We start from the raw sequence: 17,092 nt of genomic DNA, 5'->3' as shown, positions 1-17,092 counted from the left end.
CGGCCCCTAGGACCCTTGACCTCCGAGACCCCCGGCCTTACGTTGACCCCAATGGTCTGACCATTCAGTCGGGCCTGTCCCCCCATCGTCTGCCCGGAGTTGTGCCGATGATCCCCGCATACCAGCCCGTCACCGATCCCCTCGGGCGCCAATGGCTCTCCGCCCTCGTGGCGACCCTCCCCATCCTCGTCATGCTCGTGACGCTCGGCGGTCTGCGGTGGAAGGCCCACATCGCCGGACTCACGTCGTGGGCCGTCGCGCTCGTCATCGCCGTCGCCGTCTACGCGATGCCCCTGACGACCGCGCTCTCCCTCTCCGCACACGGGTTCGTCTACGGCCTGTTCCCCATCGTGTGGATCCTGCTCTGCGCGATCTGGATGTACCAGGTCACCGTCGTCAGCGGCCGGTTCGACGACCTGCGGGCGACCTTCTACCTCATCACCGACGACCCCCGCGTCCTCGGCCTCATCATCGCGTTCTGCTTCGGTGGCCTCCTCGAGGCGCTCGCCGGGTTCGGCGCCCCCGTCGCCATCGTCACGGTCATGCTCGTCGCCATCGGGTTCTCCCCGATCCGCGCCGCGATCACCGCGCTCCTCGCCAACACCGTCCCGGTCGCGTTCGGCGCCGTCGGCCTGCCGATCCTCATGGCCGCCAAGACCGCCGACCTGCCCGTCCTCGCGGTCTCCCCCGTCGCCGGACGCATCTGTGCGCTCCTCTCGGTCGTCGTCCCGCTCCTGCTCCTCTACGTCATCGACGGCAAACGGGGCGTCGCGCAGTGCTGGCCGATCGGGTTGTTCATCGGGGCGATCTTCGGCATCACCAAGTGGGTCGTCTCCGGCACGAGCCTCTACAACCTCACCGAGGTGTTCGCCGCCGTCATCACCGTCGTCGCCGTCATCGCCTTCCTCCGCGTGTGGCACCCCAAGGGCGGCGAGGAGGCACGTCCGCGCGTCGGTCAGGCCCTCGTCCCCGAGGTCGAGGAGGCCCACCTCCGTGGCCGTGCCGACGCCCAGGGCGGCGCCGCCACCGCCACCGCGCAGAAGACCGCACCGGCCGCGACCGGCACCGAACTCCGGACGGACCACCTCGACGGACGTCGGATCCTCATGGCGCTCGTGCCGTACGTGCTCGTCATCGCCGTGTTCTCGATCGCGGCGATCCCCGCCGTCAAGGAGGCCCTCGCCTCCACCGACCTCAAGTTCGCCTGGCCGGGCCTGTCGGACCTCGACAACGCTGCCGGCGCCCCCGCTGGCCACCGCGCGTACACGCTCACGTGGCTCTCCAGCCCCGGCACGCTCCTCGCGTTCGTCGCGATCGCCGTCGGCCTCATCTACAAGGTGCCGATGGGCACGCTCTTCGGCGAGCTGTGGAAGAACGCCGTCAAGCTCAAGTACACGGCCCTCACGATCGGCTCCGTCGTCGCCCTCGCGTTCGTCATGGGCGACTCGGGCCAGACCCTCGCGCTCGGCCTGTTCATCGCCGGGGTCGGCGCGGCCTACCCGTTCTTCGCCCCGATCCTCGGCTGGATCGGCACATACGTCACGGGCTCCGACACGAGCGCGAACATCCTGTTCTCCGGCCTGCAGGCCGGGGTCGGCGACCAGATCGGCCACAAGGAGCTGCTCGTCGGCGCCGGTGCCGCCGGTGGCGTCGTCGGCAAGATGATCTCGCCGCAGTCCCTCGCCGTGGCCGCCTCGGCCATCGGCATCGCAGGAGCCGAGTCGGTCATCCTCCGCAAGGTCTTCGGCTACAGCATCCTGTTGTTGTTCTTCATGTGCCTCATCGCGGGGCTCATGTCCACCCCCGTCCTCGGATGGTTGCTCCCATGACCGCCTTCCCCACTTCCCCCATCAGCCCCAGCGCCCCCACCGGCACCGACGAGGAGGTCCGCCCCATGACGACACGGCCGGGCGACGGCAAGCGCGTCGCCCTGTTCGCCACCTGCGCGAGCGACGTGATGTTCCCCCAGACGCCGAAGGCGGTCGTCACGCTCCTGGAGCGTCTCGGCTGCACCGTCGTCTTCCCCCGCGAGCAGACCTGCTGCGGACAGCCGTTCGCGAACACGGGGTACTTCGAGGAGTCCGTCCCCGTCGTCCGCAACTACGTCCAGACCTTCGAGCCGTACGACTACATCGTCGGCCCGTCGGGCTCCTGCGTCGGCGCGGTGCGGCACCAGCACGAGATGCTCGCCGAGAACGCCGGTGACCACGGACTCGCCCGTGACGCCGCCGCCGTCGCCCGACGCACCTACGACATCAGCGAGTTCCTCGTCGACGTCCTGGGAGTCGTCGACGTGGGCGCCTACTTCCCCCACAAGGTCACCTACCACCCGACGTGCCACTCGATTCGCATCGCGCACGTCGGCGACAAGCCGATGCGACTCCTCCAGGCCGTCAAGGGCATCACGATCCTCCCCCTCGAGGACGCCGAGCGCTGCTGCGGCTTCGGCGGCACGTTCGCGATGAAGAACCCCGACGTGTCGACGGCGATGGCGGGCGACAAGGCCCGACACGTCATGGACACCGGCGCCGAATACCTCGTCGCCGGTGACAACCTCTGCCTTCTCAACATCTCGGGTGTGACCAACCGCCAGAAGGGCGGCGTCAGGCCCATCCACCTCGCCGAAGTCCTCGCCGGTACCGAGGCCGATCGCGAAGGAGAGACGCTGTGACCACCGAGACCACGCCCCGCGGCCCGTTCGGCTCCCCCGGGAGGACGACCTTCCTCGGGTCGACCATCCCCGTCGCCGGACGCCCCGCCCCCCGCTACGAGGGCGCCGACCGGCACACGCCGGCACCGCCCCCCACCGAACTCATCGACTCCCCGCCGTTCCCCACCGGGGCCCGCCGCGAGATGGCGAACCCGGTGCAGCGTGGCAACCTCCACCACGCGATGACGACGATCCGCACCAAGCGTGAGCGGGTGGTCTCCGAGCTCGACAACTGGGAGGAGTTGCGTCTCGCGGGAGAGGCGATCAAGAACCGCACTCTGCGCCACCTCGACTCCTACCTGCTGCAGCTCGAGGAGAACCTCACGAAGGCGGGCACCGTCGTCCACTGGGCTCGCGACGCCGCCGAGGCCAACGAGATCATCACCCGCCTCGTCAAGGAGGCCCTCGCCGACGAGGACGTCGACTACGACGGCACCGGCATCGCGGGCGACGAGGTCGTCAAGGTGAAGTCGATGGTCACCCAGGAGATCGACATGAACGAGGCCCTCGAGGCCGAGGGCATCGCCGCCTGGGAGACCGACCTCGCCGAGATCATCGTCCAGCTCGGTCACGACCGCCCGAGCCACTTCCTCGTCCCCGCGATCCACCGCAACCGCGCGGAGGTCCGCGAGATCTTCCTCGGGGAGATGGGCAACTACGGCCGCCCGGCCCCCGAGGACCTCGACTCCGAGCCGAAGAACCTCGCCGCCGCGGCGCGCCTGCACCTCCGCGAGAAGTTCCTCCGCGCGAAGGTCGGCATCTCGGGCGCCAACTTCGCCGTCGCCGAGACGGGCACGCTCGTCGTCGTCGAGTCCGAGGGCAACGGCCGCATGTGTCTCACGCTGCCGCAGACCCTCATCAGCGTCATCGGCATCGAGAAGGTGCTGCCGACGTTCGACGACCTCGAGGTGTTCCTCCAGCTCCTGCCCCGCTCGAGCACCGCAGAGCGCATGAACCCGTACAACACGCTGTGGACGGGCCCCGGCGGAAAGGACGGCGACGGGCCGGAGAAGACGCACGTCGTCCTCCTCGACAACGGCCGCACGCACGTGCTCGCCGACCGTCAGGGTCGCGACGCGCTCCGCTGCATCCGCTGTACGGCCTGCCTCAACGTGTGCCCCGTCTACGAGAAGGTCGGCGGCCACGCCTACGGCTCGGTGTACCCCGGCCCGATCGGCTCGATCCTCACCCCGCAGCTGCGGGGCACCGGCTCGGCCGTCGACAAGTCGCTGCCGTTCGCGAGTTCGCTCTGCGGTGCGTGCTTCGACGTCTGCCCCGTGCGGATCCCCATCCCCGACCTCCTCGTCTACATGCGCAACAAGGTCGTCGAGACGAAGAAGGTCGAGGGCCGGACGGGCAAGGCGCGCCCGTTCCTCACCCACGGCGAGCCCGCCGCGATGACGGCCGCCGCCTGGATGATGGCCGACAGCCGCCGCTGGGAGACCGCGACCAAGGGCGCCGGCCTCTCGGGCCGGTTGCTCGGACGTGCCGATCACATCGGTCCGATGCCGTGGCCGTTGTCGAAGTGGACCAACGCGCGGGACGTCCCCGTCCCGCCCACGGAGTCGTTCCGCTCCTGGTGGAGCCGGACGCGAGGAGGCGACGAGAAGTGAGCACCCCCACCATGCCCACCCGTGACGGGGCAGCGCGCCGCGGCAGCGCCAAGGACGAGATCCTCGGCCGCATCCGCACCGCCCTCGTCGACATCCCCGACCTGCCGCCCGAGGAGGACGTGCCCGTGCCGTGGGAATACGGCCGGCCGACCCGCACCGAGGGCGTCCTCGACCTCTTCGTCGAACGGGTCGAGGACTACAAGGCCCGTGTCGTGCGCTGCCACACCGGGGAGATCCCCGCGCGGATCGCCGAGGCACTCCACGAGCACGGCGCGCAGTCCGTCGTCCTTCCCGCCGGGCTCGACCCGGCGTGGCGCGACGCCGTCGCGTCCGGAGGGTTCGACGTCCGCGAGGACGAGCCGCACCTCACGCGTGGGCAGCTCAACGAGACGGACGCCGTCGTCACCGCCTGCTGCGTCGGCGCCGCGGAATCGGGCACGATCATGCTCGACCACCGGCCCGACCAGGGTCGTCGCGCCCTTACCCTCGTGCCCGACCTCCACGTGTGCGTCATCCGCGCCGACCAGGTCGTCTCCGACGTCCCCGAAGCCGTCGCCAGACTTGCCCCGTCGGTGCACGAGGAGCGCCTGCCGCTCACGTGGATCTCGGGTGGATCGGCGACGAGCGACATCGAGCTCTCCCGCGTCGAGGGCGTCCACGGTCCGCGGACCCTCGTCGTCGTCCTCGCCGACGACGCGGGCGAGGCCGTCGCTCCCGTCGTCGTCGACGTGACCACCCCCGCCACGAGGGACGACCGGTCGCCGGAGGCCCGGCAGCGTCGGGTGTCGACGCTCGACCAGGTCGCCGACGGCGGATACGGTCCCGGGTCGGCCCGTCCGCTACCCGACCACGCGATGCCGCTCGGACACCCCGTGCCCGCATGGAAGAGCACCGGCACGTACGGGGACCCCGCCCAGGGCGTGAGCTCCGTCGAGCCGGACGTGTGGTTCGCCGACGCCGAGCGCGCTCGCGCCGCGGGGTTCATCGCCGCGAGCTGACGCCTCACCGAACGACGCCGGTGCCGGAGATCTCCCGGCACCGGCGTCGTCGTGTACGGACGGCTCGAACCGTGGCACAGGTGCGACGCGGCACGTCGTCCCGCCGGTGTGACGCGACGGCGCCGACGGAGGCGGGGACGGGGACGGCCGGTGACCGGATCGGTCAGACGGTTCCGGCGGTGCTGCCGGTCCTGCCCTCCGAGCCCTTCGCGGCCCCGTTCTCGGTCGCGGGAGGCAGGAGGCCGGGGAGGATGTCGGAGAGGGTGACGACGCCGATCTGCCGCGCACCCTGCCGGACGACAGCGAGTTGCTTGCGCTGTTCGCGCATGAGCGCCATCGCCTCGTACAGCGGCATGCCCGCCTCGAGCTCGAACACCGGTTGCGCGACGGTGTCGGCCTTGGCGCGCGGGTCGGCCTCGAGGGTGTCACGGACGTGGACGACCCCGACCATGCGTCCCCGTTCCCGGAGGAGCACGCGGAGGTGGCCGGTGCGGCGCGTCGCGTCCTGCACGGCTGCCATGGTCGCCCCGGCGGGGACGCTCGTCATCGAGGCCGTCGGCCGCACGAGGTCGGCGACCGTGAGTTCCCGCAGGTCGAGCGCGCGTTCGATCGAGGATCGGAACGCCGCGTCGAGGGCGCCGACGTTGGCGGAGTGCTCGACGAGCTGACGCAGCCCGGCAGGATCCTGTCCGCTCGCGAGTTCGTCGACCGGCGTCGCGCCGAGGCGTCGGACGAGGGCGTTCGCCGAGTGGTTGAGCGCGCGGAGGACAGGGCGGACGAGGAACATGAACCCCCGCATCGGCAGGGACAGGAGCACCGCCGACCGTTCCGGGTGGGCGATCGCCCACGACTTCGGCGCCATCTCGCCGACGACGAGGTGGAGGAACGTGACGATGAGGAGGGCGAGGACGAACGCCGCGACGTCGGCGACGGACCGCGGCATCCCCGCCACCTCGAGCAGCGGCGTGAGGGCGTGGTGGACGGCCGGTTTCGTCACGGCACCGAGCGCCAACGTGCACAGCGTGATGCCGAGCTGCGACCCGGCGAGGAGCAGGGTGAGCTCGGAGGAGTTGCGGAGCGCCGCGCGTGCGGCCCGGGAGGTCGTCGCGAGGCCCTCGAGGCGGTGCCGCTTGGCGGCCATGAGGGAGAACTCGATCGCGACGAAGAACGCGCTCGCGACGATGAGGACGACCGTCACGAGGACGACGGTGAGGCCGCTCATCGCCCTTCCTCCTCGGACGGGAGATCGGTGGCGTCGGCCGCGGTGGCGCCGCCGCTCTCGGCCCGGTCCGCGGCTGGCGGCGTCACGGGGGTGCTCCCGCCTGCGGGATGGTCGAGCGTGAGTCGGACGCGGGAGGGCACGTACGTGTCGACCTCGAGCACCTCGACGTGGAGGTGACGCGGCTCGGGCTCCTCGTCGAGGACGAGGTCCGCCGGATCCATGGGCAGTTCGACCGAGACGGTCTCGCCCTCCTGCGGCAGGCCACCGTGGGTGTGGAGGACGAGGCCCGAGACGGTCTCGTAGTCACCCTCGGGGAGGTCGATGTCGAGGGCACGTTCGACCTCGTCGACGTGGACGTCACCGGCCATCACCCAGACGCCGTCGTCGGGGAGGGGCTCGTACTGGCGCTCCTCCGGGTCGTGCTCGTCGGTGATCTCACCGACGACCTCCTCGGCGAGGTCCTCGATCGTGAGGATGCCGCCGAAACCGCCGTACTCGTCGATGACGCACCCCAACCGCTCGCGCCCCTCCTGGAGGCGGTGGAGGGCGTCGGGCAGCGACATGAACGGGGTGAGGATGAGCGGAGGCCGGGCGATCTCGGCGACGGTGCGGGCCGAGTCGGCCGGGTGGGAGAGGACGTGGACGAGGTCGACGACCCCGACGATCGCCTCCTCCTCGTCGAGGACGGGATAGCGCGTGTTGCCCGCGGCCATCTCGGCGCGGGCCTCGGCGATCGTCGTCGTGTCGCGGAGGACGTCGACGCGAGAGCGCGGGATCATCGCGTGCTCGACGGTGCGCTGGGGGAAGTCGAGGATGCGGTCGAGGAGCATCGAGAGCTCGGGCGAGAGGTCGCCGCTCGCGCGGGACTCGGCGACGACGGCCTCGAGGTCCTGGGCGCTCGCGGCGTGCTCGACGTCGTGGACGGGCTCGATGCCGAGGAGGCGGAGGAAGCCCTCGGCCGCCTTGTCGAATACCCAGACGACCGGGCCGAGCACGGTGAGATAGATCCGCGTCGACCGCGACAGCCACCGGGAGACGACGTCGGCGCGGGCGAGGGCGTAGTTCTTGGGGACGAGTTCGCCGAAGAGCATTTGCACGATCGTCGAGAACCCGAGCGCGACGATGCCACCGAGGGCGACGGCCGCACCCGTCCCGAGGGCGTCACCCGTGAGCGCCGTGAGGGCCTGGCCGATGAGCGGCTCCGCGACGTAGCCGACGAGGAGGCCGGTGACGGTGATGCCGAGCTGCGCCCCGGAGAGGAGGAACGACGTCCGCTTCGTGATCGCGAGGGTGCGTTCGGCGGCGGCGTCACCGGCGGCGGCCTGGCTCGCGAGCCGGGAGCGGTCGACGCCCATGTAGGCGAACTCCTGCGCGACGAAGTACCCCGTGGCCGCCGTGATGACGAGGACGACGAGGATCCCGACGAGGAGGGACAGGACCGGGCTCACGCGCCGTCACCGCCGCGTACGACGAGGCACGTGTCGGCCGGCGGGGTGGCGCCGGCAGGTCTGCAGCTCGGCTCGTCGGGATCGGGCTGGGGAAGCATGAGGGCCTTTCGGGCTCGGGGACGCCGACGACAGGATCGCAGCCTCTGCCGCCACCGTGCCAACGTGGCCGCGAGTGCCCGTGTTCCCCGTCGGCCGTGGGCCGGGAACGCGTCGGCCCCGAAGCCCGGACGGGATGCGGGGCCGATGACGCCGACGAGGCGGGTCCGTCAGGCGGGGACGAGGACCGAGACGGTGAGGAGACGCCGGACGAGTTCGGTCACCCCGTCCCCGGGGAGGTCGGCGACGCGGTGGTCGTCTCCGTCGAGGAGGACGTCGAGCAGCTCGGCACGCGGGGCCGGGTCGAGCACGACGTCGACACCCCGTCCGACGAGGCGGGTCGTGCCGTCCCCGTCGTACCTCCGGAGGCGCAGGTGACGGCGGAGCCGCACGACGGTGTCGTCGTCGGCGGCGCGCGCGGCGGCGGCCTGCGCGAGGGGCGAGACCGGCGCGGGACGCCCGGAGTCGTCGGCGCGGCGGGTCAGGGCGGCGGCGAGGTCGGCGTCGGAGATCTCGTCGATCGCGGCGACGAGCGCGGCGCGCACGGCGGCGGCGTCCTCGGCGATCGCGGCGGGGTCGCCGACGTCGACGCCTGAGGCGAGCGGCGCCCGGAGGTCGCCGGCCCGGGCGAGGGCCTGACGCATGACGTCGGTCGCGAGGTGATGACGGGTCCACGTGTGGACACCGAGCGTGAGGTGCGCGCTCACCCCGCCGAGGGCCGTCGCGGCGTGGAGGTAACCGCGCGGCAGGTAGAGGCAGTCGCCGGGACGCAGGACGACGTCGAGTGCGGGTTCGCCCTCGGCGGCGCGGGCGACGAGGTCGCGACGACCACCGGTCTCCCACGGCTCGTCTCTCATCGGCCACTGCAGCACCGGCTCGTGGATGACCCACCGCTTCTCGCCGGAGAGCTGGAGCACGAACACGTCGTGGACGTCGTAGTGGGCCGAGAACCCCTGCGACTGCGGCGGGGTGATGTAGGCGTTGGCCTGCACGGGGTGGCCGAGGTCGGCGGCGAGGTCGCGGACGAACTCGGCGATCGGCGCCCACGTGCGGTGGAGGCCCTGGAGGACGATCGTCGCGCCGTCGGCGAACAGGGCGGCGAGGCGGGCGTCGTCGAGTTGGTCGGCGACGGCGGCGCCGACGCCTCCCCCACTCGTGAACGTCCGCTCGGGGAACGGTCGGCCGTTCTTCGCGACGCGGAGGAACGGGGTGCGCAGACCTCGCGTCGAGAGGAGTTCGTCGATGGCGGGCGGGTCGAGCAGATCGGCGTAGCCGGGGCCGTGGTGGAGCCACTGGCTCCTCCCCCAGGCCGCACGGAACGCATCGAGGTCGGAACCGACGAGGCGGGCGAGTGCCGAAGCACCCGCCCGCCCGTCGCGATCAGTTGTGGTCATGCGGATCAGGCCGGGACGCCCGCACCGGAGTCCGCGCCACCGTCGCCGGTGGGGTTGGCGCCACCGTCGGCGCTGCCGTGCGCGCCACCGTCGGCACCACCGTCCGCGCCACCATCGGCACCGCCATCGGCACCGCCATCGGCACCGCCATCGGCGCCACCGTCCGCGCCACCATCGGCACCACCGTCGGCACCGCCGTCAGCGCCACCGTCGGCACCCGCGCCCGTGTCGGCGCCTGCGCCCGTGTCGGCGCCGGAGTCGGCGCCACCGTCCGCGCCACCGTCGGCGCCCGCGCCGGTGTCGGCACCGGCACCCGTGTCGGCGCCGCCGTCGGCGGGGCCGTGCTGGGCGGGGTTGCCCGCGAGAGGGCCGGTCACGGGGGCACCGGCGCCGGAGTCGGCACCGCCGTCCGCGCCGCCGTCACCCATGGGGTTGGTCGTCGTGTCGCTCATCATCGTGTCCCTTCGTCGGGGTGGTCGGTGATCGTGCTGTCCCTCGTGTACCCGGGATCGTCCCGGTCTACACGAGGGGATGTCGCTGGGAGGCCGTCGGTGTCGGTGCGCCGGCTCAGAGTTCGGGGAACCAGAGGCCGATCTCGCGCTCGGCGCTCTCGGTCGAGTCGGAGCCGTGGACGATGTTCTTCTGGACCTTCTCGCCCCAGTCGCGGCTGAGGTCGCCGCGGATCGTGCCGGGCCCTGCGGTCGTGGGGTCGGTGGCGCCGGCGAGGGAGCGGAAGCCCTCGATGCAGCGCTCGCCCTCGATGACGGCGGCGGTGACGGGGCCGGAGCCCATGAACTCGACGAGCGGCTCGAAGAACGGCTTGCCCTCGTGCTCGGCGTAGTGCTGCATGAGCAGGTCGCGGCCGGGGGTGAGGACCTTGAGCGCGGCGAGGGTGTACCCCTTCGCCTCGATGCGGCGGAGGACCTCACCGGTGAGGCCGCGGGCGTAGCCGTCGGGCTTGACGAGGACGAGAGAGCGTTCGGTCATGTCCCCACCCTAACTAGACCCCCCGAGGACCGCCGAGGGAGCGAGGTGTCCCCCTGTGTTGCAGGGATACTCACGGTGTCCCGGCCGGTGGCTCCCGGGTACGGGGACCACCGGCCTCAGATCCATCCGCACCGCCGGGCCTCACGAGCGGCGGCGACGGCGGTGTCGGTGCCCGTCTTCGCGATGGCGGAGGAGAGGTGGTTGCGCACGGTGCCCGGTGAGAGGAAGAGCTCGGCCGCGATCGCAGGCGCGCGGCGACCCGTGAGCGCGAACCGGAGCACGTCGCACTCCCGCGCGGTGAGCGGGGAGTCGCCACCGAACAACGATTCGGTCGCGAGCGCCGGGTCCACGACCCGCAACCCCGCGTGGATGCGACGGACGGCGTCGGCGAGCTCGGTCGCGGGCGCGTCCTTGACGAGGAACCCCGAGGCACCGGCGTCGAGCGCGCGACGCACGTATCCGGGACGTCCGAAGGTCGTGACGATCATCGTACGGACCTCGGGAGCCTCCTGGGCGAGGAGGGCGGCGACCTCGATGCCGTCGAGGCCGGGCATCTCGATGTCGAGCAGACACACGTCGGGACGCACCTCCCGGACGGCGTCGAGTACCTCGTCACCGCGGCCGACCTGACCGACGACGCGGAGGTCGGTCTCGAGGTCGAGGAGCGCCGCCAGGGCGCCGCGGACCATCGCCTGGTCGTCGGCGAGGAGCAACCGGATCGGCGTCGTCCCGTCTCCGGGCGCGGCGGTCACAGCGTCACCTCGACCCGCGTGCCCACGCCGCGCTCCCCCGGTCCGACGTCGACGTGCCCGCCGACGCCCTCGACCCGCTCGCGCAGTCCGCGGATGCCGTTGCCCTCCCGGCGCCCCCGCAGTCCGCGGCCGTCGTCCTCGACGACGAGCGTCCTCTCACCGAGGGACACGCGGCACGCCCGCGCGCCGGAGTGGCGGACGACGTTCGTCACGGCCTCCCGCAACACCCAGGCGAGGACGGTGCGGTGGCGTGGATCGACGACGGAGAGGTCGTGGGGGAGGTCGGCCCGGATGCCAGCCCCACCGAGAGCCGTTCGGGCGGAGTCGATCTCGTCGGCGAGCGCCGCGACGCGCAGCCCACCCACGGTCTCCCGCACCTCCGCGAGCGCGGTCCTCGTGAGCGCACGGATCTCGGCGAGTTCGTTTCGGGCCCGATCGACGTCGACCTCCAGCAGTCGCTCGGCGAGTTCGGCCTTGACCGCCACGACGGTGAGCGAGTGCCCGAGAACGTCGTGGACGTCACGGGCCACCCGCTCGCGCTCGTCAGCCAGTCGCAGGGCGTCCATGGCGCGGTCGTACTCGAGCCCACGGGTGTTGGCGATCCGGGTGGCGAAGGAGGACACGGAGACGATGCCGAGGATGACGAACAGGTTCCCCCAGTCCTCGCCCGCGTGCCCGATCCACGCCGTGCACGCCACCGCGACCCAGACCACGCCCGCGGCGAGGAGCCCCATGCGAACGGGCCAGGTGAAGGCGAGGAACGAGACGAGGAACGGCGCCAGGGCGAGGACCCCGATCCCGACGAACGGGACGAGGGCCGCGGTGAGCACCAACAGGACGGCGAACAGCCAGTGCGCCAGGGGCCGTCGCGCGGAGGCGGACTCCGACCAGCACGCCCCGCACCCGTACACGAACACCCCCGCGAACGCGAGGAGCGCGAGCATCCCGGCCACCCGGAGCCCCAGGCCGTACGGCGAGGCCCACACGGCCATCGCCGGGAACACGAGGAACCCGAGCCATACCCCCGACATGAGCCATCCGAAGAAGACCCACGGGTTGCGCGGTCGCGCGTCTCCTTCGGCGCTCACTGCCGGTTCCGCCCCCGGCGCACGAACACGACGGAGAGCGTCGAGAGCACCGTGAGCCATGCGGCCAGATTAACGACGGCCCACCACGTCGGGTCGGTGACGAGCCCGTCGGCGGTCATCACGGCGCCCTCGGTGAGGGGCGCGCGGGCGAGCGCGGCCGCGCCGTAGACGGGGGTGAAACGGGAGAGCTGGAGCATCGTCCCCGACAGCGGGGTGAACAACCCGCCGAGGAAGGCGAGGAGTACGAGGGTGCCACTCGCGACACCGACGGCACTCCGCGAGCGCATGCCGAGGCCGAAGGTGAGGCCGTAGAGCGCGAACACCAGTGCGCCGGCGACGCAGCCGAGGGCCGAGAGCACCCACACGTGCACCTCGGCGTGGGCCCCCGTCGCCGCGCCGAGTACGTAGACGGCGGCGACGGCGACGAGCGCCATCGTCACGGCGAGGGCCACCTTGACGATCACGAATCCGGAGTCGCGCAGCGGCGTGAGACCGAGTTGCCGTCCCCACCCGAACTGCTTCTCGAGGGCGGCGGCGGCACCGATGGTCGTCGTCGCGGTCATCGCGCCGTAGACCGCCATCGAGATCATGACGTGGGCGGCGACGTTGCCGTGCCCGATGTCCTGCTGCCCGTACGCCTGGGCCGCACCGAACACGAGGTACATGAAGGCGGGCAGACCGAGCGTGAAGAGCAATCCCACGGGCTCGCGGAGTTCCCGCAGGACCTCGTAGCGGTAATAGGTGGTCATCGGGTCGGCTCCATCTCGGGGGTAATGTCGGTGGTGGTGTCTCTGGCAGTCGCGTCGGTGGCGCGGTGGGTGAGGTCGAGGAAGGTCTGGTCGAGGGAGGCACGGGCGATCTCGAGGTCGTGAGCACCGAGGTGAAGGAGGGCGCGGGCGACAGCGTCGGAGTCGGTGCAGCGCACGGTGATCCGCTGCCCGGTGGGTTCGACACCGCTGACCTGTACCGCCTGGACACCGCTGAGCGCGTGGAGGGTGGCCCGTGCGTCGGTCTCGGTATCGGGCGCGAGATCCGCACTCACGGTGCGGGCCGACGATCGTGCCCGGAGCTCGGCGGTCGTTCCGTCGGCGACGACACGTCCTCCGTCGACGAGGACGACCCGCCGGGCGAACTCCTCCGCCTCGTGCAGGTAGTGGGTGGCGAAAACGACGGTGCGTCCGCCGTCGGCGTCGGCGTGCATGGCGGCCCAGAACTCCTGCCGGGCGCTCACGTCCATCCCGGCGGTGGGTTCGTCGAGGACGAGGAGGTCGGGTTCGGGCAGCAGCGCGAGGGCGAACCGCAGGCGCTGCTGCTCACCACCGGAGCATTTGGAGACGCGCCGCCGCGCGAGGTGCGTGATGCCCGCGCGGTCCATGACCTGCCCGACGTGGGCGCGCGAGGCGATCTCGCGGGAGCCGTACAGCGAGGCGACGAGCCGTACCGTCTCCCCCACCGTGAGGTCGTCGAGCAGGCCGCCGCTCTGCAGTACGGCCGACACGCGACCTGCGGCGACCGACGCCCGTGGGTCCTGCCCGAACGTGCGCACGGTGCCGGAGGACGGCGAGGTGAGGCCGAGCACCATGTCGAGGGTCGTCGTCTTGCCCGCGCCGTTGGGGCCGAGGACGGCGACGACCTCGCCGGGGTCGATGCGCAGGTCGAGGCCGTCGACGGCGACGACCGTGCGGTCGCTGGTGCCGAAGGTCTTGCGGACCTCCCGCAGGTCGACCGCAGCAGGTCCGGTGAGGAGTGAGGTGGTCATGCCTCCAGCGTCGTGATCTGCGTGGATTCGCGGATGCGGGAGATGTCACGACCCGGCCATGACACCTGTCACGACCGGGCGGGGATCAGTGGGTGGAACTCGCCGTGTCCTGGGCTGCGCGGCGTTCGTAGTCGCGGGTGAGGGCGTCCATCTTGGCGCCGTGCCACAGGGACCACACCCACATGGGGAGGAACACGGCGACGACGACGAGGACGAACGGGTCGACGAAGGCGGCGACGAGAGTGAGGAGCTGGACGAGCCACCCCAGGGTGACGCCGAACGGGCGGCGCATCGTCGCGGCGGCGACGACGGCGAGGACGGTCGTCGCGATCCCCAGCCACAGGACGATGCGGGCGTTGGGGTCGCCGTGCGCCGACGCGAGACCCCACAGCGCCAACGCCCCGAAGAGCAACACCGGGGACTCACCGACGAGCGTGACCGCCCCCAGACGCCGCTGCATGGACCCGGGCACGCCGACGACGGGGAGACGAGAAGACATGCGCGTCATCCTAGGCGAGCCCTCCGGCCCTCTCGGGCGCCGACCGCCCCGGCGCCGTCGATCCTCCCGGATGCCGCCGGCGGTGTTCCCGGGCGCTCCTCCCTCGGACGTGGACGGCCTCTGCGCGACGCCCCGGGGTCCGTCCCTCCGGTGAGGTCTGCAGCGTCGAGGCGGCGCGGCCCGTGGCGAGACGTCACGCCCCCGTCATCTGCACCTCACCCACGCCTCACCCACTGCTCCCTCGCAGGTGGTCGACTCGCCTGTGCCCCAAGCACATCGACGCGTCCCTCCCGGCGTGTGCCCGACCGAACCCCGACACCGTGGAGTCCCCGTGATCGCCCGCCCCCTCCGCCTCACCGCCGCCACGTTCCTCGCGGCGGCCACCACCGGAACGACGCTCCTGCCCGCCGCCGCCACCCCCTCGCCCGCCCCGGCGCCCGCCTCGCGGGCGACCCTCGCCGCGTACTCCGTCCTCCCGGCCGACACGTTCCCCCCCGGCAGCGAGACCTCGGGCCACTTCCTCACCGGTGATGCCGCGGCCAAGGCCCCGTTCACGGGCCAGCCGGTCCAGGGCTTCTCGGCGACGCACCGGCTCGGTGACGGCAGCTACCTCGTCATGAGCGACAACGGGTTCGGCGCGAAGGCGAACAGCCCCGACGCGCTCCTCTCGGTGCACCGCATCCGCCCGGGAGCGGCCAAGGACGGCAAGCCGGGCGCGACGAGCTACCTCAACACCGTGTTCACCCTGTCGGACCCGCACGGATACGTGCCGTGGCGCCTCTGGCGTGACGGCGGATGCGAGGCCGCCGCGACCCTCCCGAAGGGCTACACGTGCCCGACCGCCGACCGAAAGCTCACCGGCGCGGACTTCGACATCGAGTCGATGCAGGTCGCGCCCGACGGCACGTTCTGGTTCGGTGAGGAGTTCGGCCCCTACCTCCTCCACACCGACCAGCAGGGTCGCCTCCTCGCTCCGCCGGTGCCGACCCCGGGCGTCAAGTCGCCGTCGAACCCGACCCTCACCGCGGGCGAGAAGCCCGCGATCCCCGACTCCAAGGGTTTCGAGGGCATGGCGATCTCCCCCGACGGCCGCACCCTCTACCCGATGCTCGAGGGCGCGACCGCCGCGGACAAGGCTGCCGGGCACGCCGCGGACCTGCGGATGTTCCAGGTCTCCCTGCGCAAGGGCGGCGCCCGGTTCACCGGCACGTCGTGGCGTTACCGCATGGAATCCCCCGACAACGCGATCGGCGACATGATCGCGGTCGATGCGCACCGGTTCCTCGTCATCGAGCGCGACAGCAAGCAGGGCAACGAGGCCGCGTTCAAGCGCATCTACCTCGCCGACATCCGCGGCATCAAGCCCGGCGGCGTCGTCGCCAAGACGCTCGTGGCCGACCTCATGAACCTCGCCGACCCCCAGAAGCTCTCGGGCGACACGACGTTCACGTTCCCGTTCTTCACCATCGAGGACGTCGAGCTCGTCGACGACCACACGATCGCCGTGATGAACGACAACAACTACCCGGCCACCGGCGGCCGCGGGAAGGGCGTCGCCGACCAGAACGAGTACATCGAGATCCGCCTCCCCCGCAGCCTCCACGCCGACCCGCGCCTGTTCGGCTCGTTCGTCCCCTACGGCGCGGCCCGCCCCTCCAAGGCCGCGCAGCGCCTCGCCGTCATCGGTGACGTGCCCTACGGCGAGAAGCAGGTCGCCGCGTTCCCGGGGATGATCGACGACCTCAACGCGGCCAAGCCCGTCGCCGCGATGCACCTCGGGGACATCAAGAACGGCTCGACCGTGTGCAGCGACGAGTACTCCTCGTGGGTGAAGTCGCAGTTCGACCGGCTGCGGATGCCGCTCGTCTACACCCCCGGCGACAACGAGTGGACCGACTGCCACCGCACGAACAACGGTGGCTACAACCCCCTCGAACGTCTCGGGAAGATCCGGTCGACGTTCTTCGCGACGCCCGGTGTGACGAACGGCCGTCCCGCGCCGATCGCCTCGCAGGCCTCCCGCGGGTTCCCCGAGAACGTGTCGTTCCGCTACCCGGGCGTCTCGGCCGCGGCGATCCACGTCGTCGGCAGCGACAACGGCCGTCTGCCGTGGACGGGTGAGAAGGAGGCCACCTCGGCGCAGCTCGCCGAGGAGCAGGCCCGCATGGCCGCCTCGATCGACCTCGTCGAGCAGACCTTCGCGACGGCCCGGGCGAAGAAGGACCGCGCCGTCGCCATTGCGATGCAGGCCGACATGTTCGACCCCACCTACGAGCCGAAGCCGGGCACGAACCAGGCGTTCGCGCCGCTGGTGCAGAAGCTCGTCGACGAGACGAACGACTTCGACGGCCGCGTCTACCTCCTCGACGGTGACAGCCACGTGTTCCACGTCGACGAGCCCCTGGCCGCCGGCTCCCGCTGGCTGACGTTCTACGGCGTGAAGGGCGCCGCCGACGACCTCACCCGCATCACCGTCGACGGCTCCGACAACAACACCAACTGGCTCGAGGTGCGCGTCGACCCCCG

General features: G+C 71.8%; 15 protein-coding genes. 5 read left to right on the top strand and 10 right to left on the bottom strand.

The window, feature by feature from the left end; all coding sequences use genetic code 11:
* Positions 1-107 precede the first annotated feature (107 nt).
* From MOPEL_RS02225 to MOPEL_RS02210, 4 genes are all read left to right on the top strand, one after another.
* Positions 108-1,829: an L-lactate permease gene (locus MOPEL_RS02225; RefSeq protein ID WP_009481223.1), complete on the top strand. Its 1,722-nt coding sequence runs from the start codon at positions 108-110 to the stop codon at positions 1,827-1,829.
* 65 nt (positions 1,830-1,894) lie between these two features.
* Positions 1,895-2,671, top strand: a complete 777-nt coding sequence (locus MOPEL_RS02220; protein ID WP_040632402.1) for a (Fe-S)-binding protein — start codon at positions 1,895-1,897, stop codon at positions 2,669-2,671.
* Complete coding sequence (locus tag MOPEL_RS02215) at positions 2,668-4,323, top strand: lactate utilization protein B (protein WP_009481221.1); 1,656 nt, start codon at positions 2,668-2,670, stop codon at positions 4,321-4,323. The genes MOPEL_RS02220 and MOPEL_RS02215 overlap by 4 nt, the downstream gene beginning before the upstream one ends.
* Positions 4,320-5,321 (top strand): LutC/YkgG family protein, encoded by a 1,002-nt coding sequence (locus MOPEL_RS02210; protein WP_009481220.1) that lies wholly within the window; start codon positions 4,320-4,322, stop codon positions 5,319-5,321. Before MOPEL_RS02215 ends, MOPEL_RS02210 begins: the two co-directional genes overlap by 4 nt.
* 163 nt (positions 5,322-5,484) lie before the next feature.
* On the opposite strand, the gene MOPEL_RS02205 is transcribed toward MOPEL_RS02210, so the two are convergent.
* From MOPEL_RS02205 to MOPEL_RS02160, 10 genes are all read right to left on the bottom strand, one after another.
* The gene (locus tag MOPEL_RS02205) at positions 5,485-6,543 is read right to left on the bottom strand and encodes a CNNM domain-containing protein (RefSeq protein ID WP_009481219.1); all 1,059 of its coding nucleotides are present in this window, start codon (positions 6,541-6,543) and stop codon (positions 5,485-5,487) included.
* Entirely contained in the window at positions 6,540-7,991 is a 1,452-nt protein-coding gene (locus MOPEL_RS02200) for a hemolysin family protein (RefSeq protein ID WP_009481218.1), read from the bottom strand. The genes MOPEL_RS02205 and MOPEL_RS02200 overlap by 4 nt, the downstream gene beginning before the upstream one ends.
* 266 nt (positions 7,992-8,257) lie before the next feature.
* Entirely contained in the window at positions 8,258-9,481 is a 1,224-nt protein-coding gene (locus MOPEL_RS02195) for a cupin domain-containing protein (protein ID WP_009481217.1), read from the bottom strand.
* 5 nt (positions 9,482-9,486) lie between these two features.
* Positions 9,487-9,933, bottom strand: coding sequence for a hypothetical protein (locus MOPEL_RS18705; protein ID WP_009481216.1), 447 nt, complete (start codon positions 9,931-9,933; stop codon positions 9,487-9,489).
* A 115-nt stretch (positions 9,934-10,048) separates the two neighbouring features.
* Positions 10,049-10,468 (bottom strand): nucleoside-diphosphate kinase, encoded by a 420-nt coding sequence (ndk, locus tag MOPEL_RS02185; RefSeq protein ID WP_009481215.1) that lies wholly within the window; start codon positions 10,466-10,468, stop codon positions 10,049-10,051.
* Positions 10,469-10,584: 116 nt separating this feature from the next.
* Positions 10,585-11,220: a response regulator transcription factor gene (locus tag MOPEL_RS02180; protein WP_009481214.1), complete on the bottom strand. Its 636-nt coding sequence runs from the start codon at positions 11,218-11,220 to the stop codon at positions 10,585-10,587.
* Positions 11,217-12,308 (bottom strand): sensor histidine kinase, encoded by a 1,092-nt coding sequence (locus MOPEL_RS02175; protein WP_009481213.1) that lies wholly within the window; start codon positions 12,306-12,308, stop codon positions 11,217-11,219. Before MOPEL_RS02175 ends, MOPEL_RS02180 begins: the two co-directional genes overlap by 4 nt.
* Complete coding sequence (locus tag MOPEL_RS02170) at positions 12,305-13,057, bottom strand: ABC transporter permease (RefSeq protein ID WP_009481212.1); 753 nt, start codon at positions 13,055-13,057, stop codon at positions 12,305-12,307. The genes MOPEL_RS02175 and MOPEL_RS02170 overlap by 4 nt, the downstream gene beginning before the upstream one ends.
* Positions 13,054-14,067: an ABC transporter ATP-binding protein gene (locus tag MOPEL_RS02165; protein ID WP_009481211.1), complete on the bottom strand. Its 1,014-nt coding sequence runs from the start codon at positions 14,065-14,067 to the stop codon at positions 13,054-13,056. Before MOPEL_RS02165 ends, MOPEL_RS02170 begins: the two co-directional genes overlap by 4 nt.
* Positions 14,068-14,152: 85 nt before the next feature.
* The gene (locus MOPEL_RS02160) at positions 14,153-14,566 is read right to left on the bottom strand and encodes a DUF4233 domain-containing protein (RefSeq protein WP_009481210.1); all 414 of its coding nucleotides are present in this window, start codon (positions 14,564-14,566) and stop codon (positions 14,153-14,155) included.
* A gap of 331 nt (positions 14,567-14,897) precedes the next feature.
* Between MOPEL_RS02160 and MOPEL_RS17000 the strand changes: the two genes are divergently transcribed.
* The coding region (locus tag MOPEL_RS17000) for an esterase-like activity of phytase family protein (protein WP_009481209.1) at positions 14,898-17,092 on the top strand (2,195 nt) is incomplete at its 3' end.

The sequence above is a fragment of the Mobilicoccus pelagius NBRC 104925 genome (assembly GCF_000247995.1).
Classification (GTDB): domain Bacteria; phylum Actinomycetota; class Actinomycetes; order Actinomycetales; family Dermatophilaceae; genus Mobilicoccus; species Mobilicoccus pelagius.
This window is presented reverse-complemented; position numbering and strand designations above follow the sequence as displayed.

Bases quoted from the DNA above. Each gene is read 5' to 3' on its own strand.
- ndk (WP_009481215.1), bottom strand. From the start codon at position 10,468: ATGACCGAACGCTCTCTCGTCCTCGTCAAGCCCGACGGCTACGCCCGC.
- MOPEL_RS02170 (WP_009481212.1), bottom strand. From the start codon at position 13,057: ATGACCACCTATTACCGCTACGAGGTCCTGCGGGAACTCCGCGAGCCC.
- MOPEL_RS02225 (WP_009481223.1), top strand. From the start codon at position 108: ATGATCCCCGCATACCAGCCCGTCACCGATCCCCTCGGGCGCCAATGG.
- MOPEL_RS02205 (WP_009481219.1), bottom strand. From the start codon at position 6,543: ATGAGCGGCCTCACCGTCGTCCTCGTGACGGTCGTCCTCATCGTCGCG.
- MOPEL_RS18705 (WP_009481216.1), bottom strand. From the start codon at position 9,933: ATGAGCGACACGACGACCAACCCCATGGGTGACGGCGGCGCGGACGGC.
- MOPEL_RS02165 (WP_009481211.1), bottom strand. From the start codon at position 14,067: ATGACCACCTCACTCCTCACCGGACCTGCTGCGGTCGACCTGCGGGAG.
- MOPEL_RS02195 (WP_009481217.1), bottom strand. From the start codon at position 9,481: ATGACCACAACTGATCGCGACGGGCGGGCGGGTGCTTCGGCACTCGCC.
- MOPEL_RS02220 (WP_040632402.1), top strand. From the start codon at position 1,895: ATGACGACACGGCCGGGCGACGGCAAGCGCGTCGCCCTGTTCGCCACC.
- MOPEL_RS02160 (WP_009481210.1), bottom strand. From the start codon at position 14,566: ATGTCTTCTCGTCTCCCCGTCGTCGGCGTGCCCGGGTCCATGCAGCGG.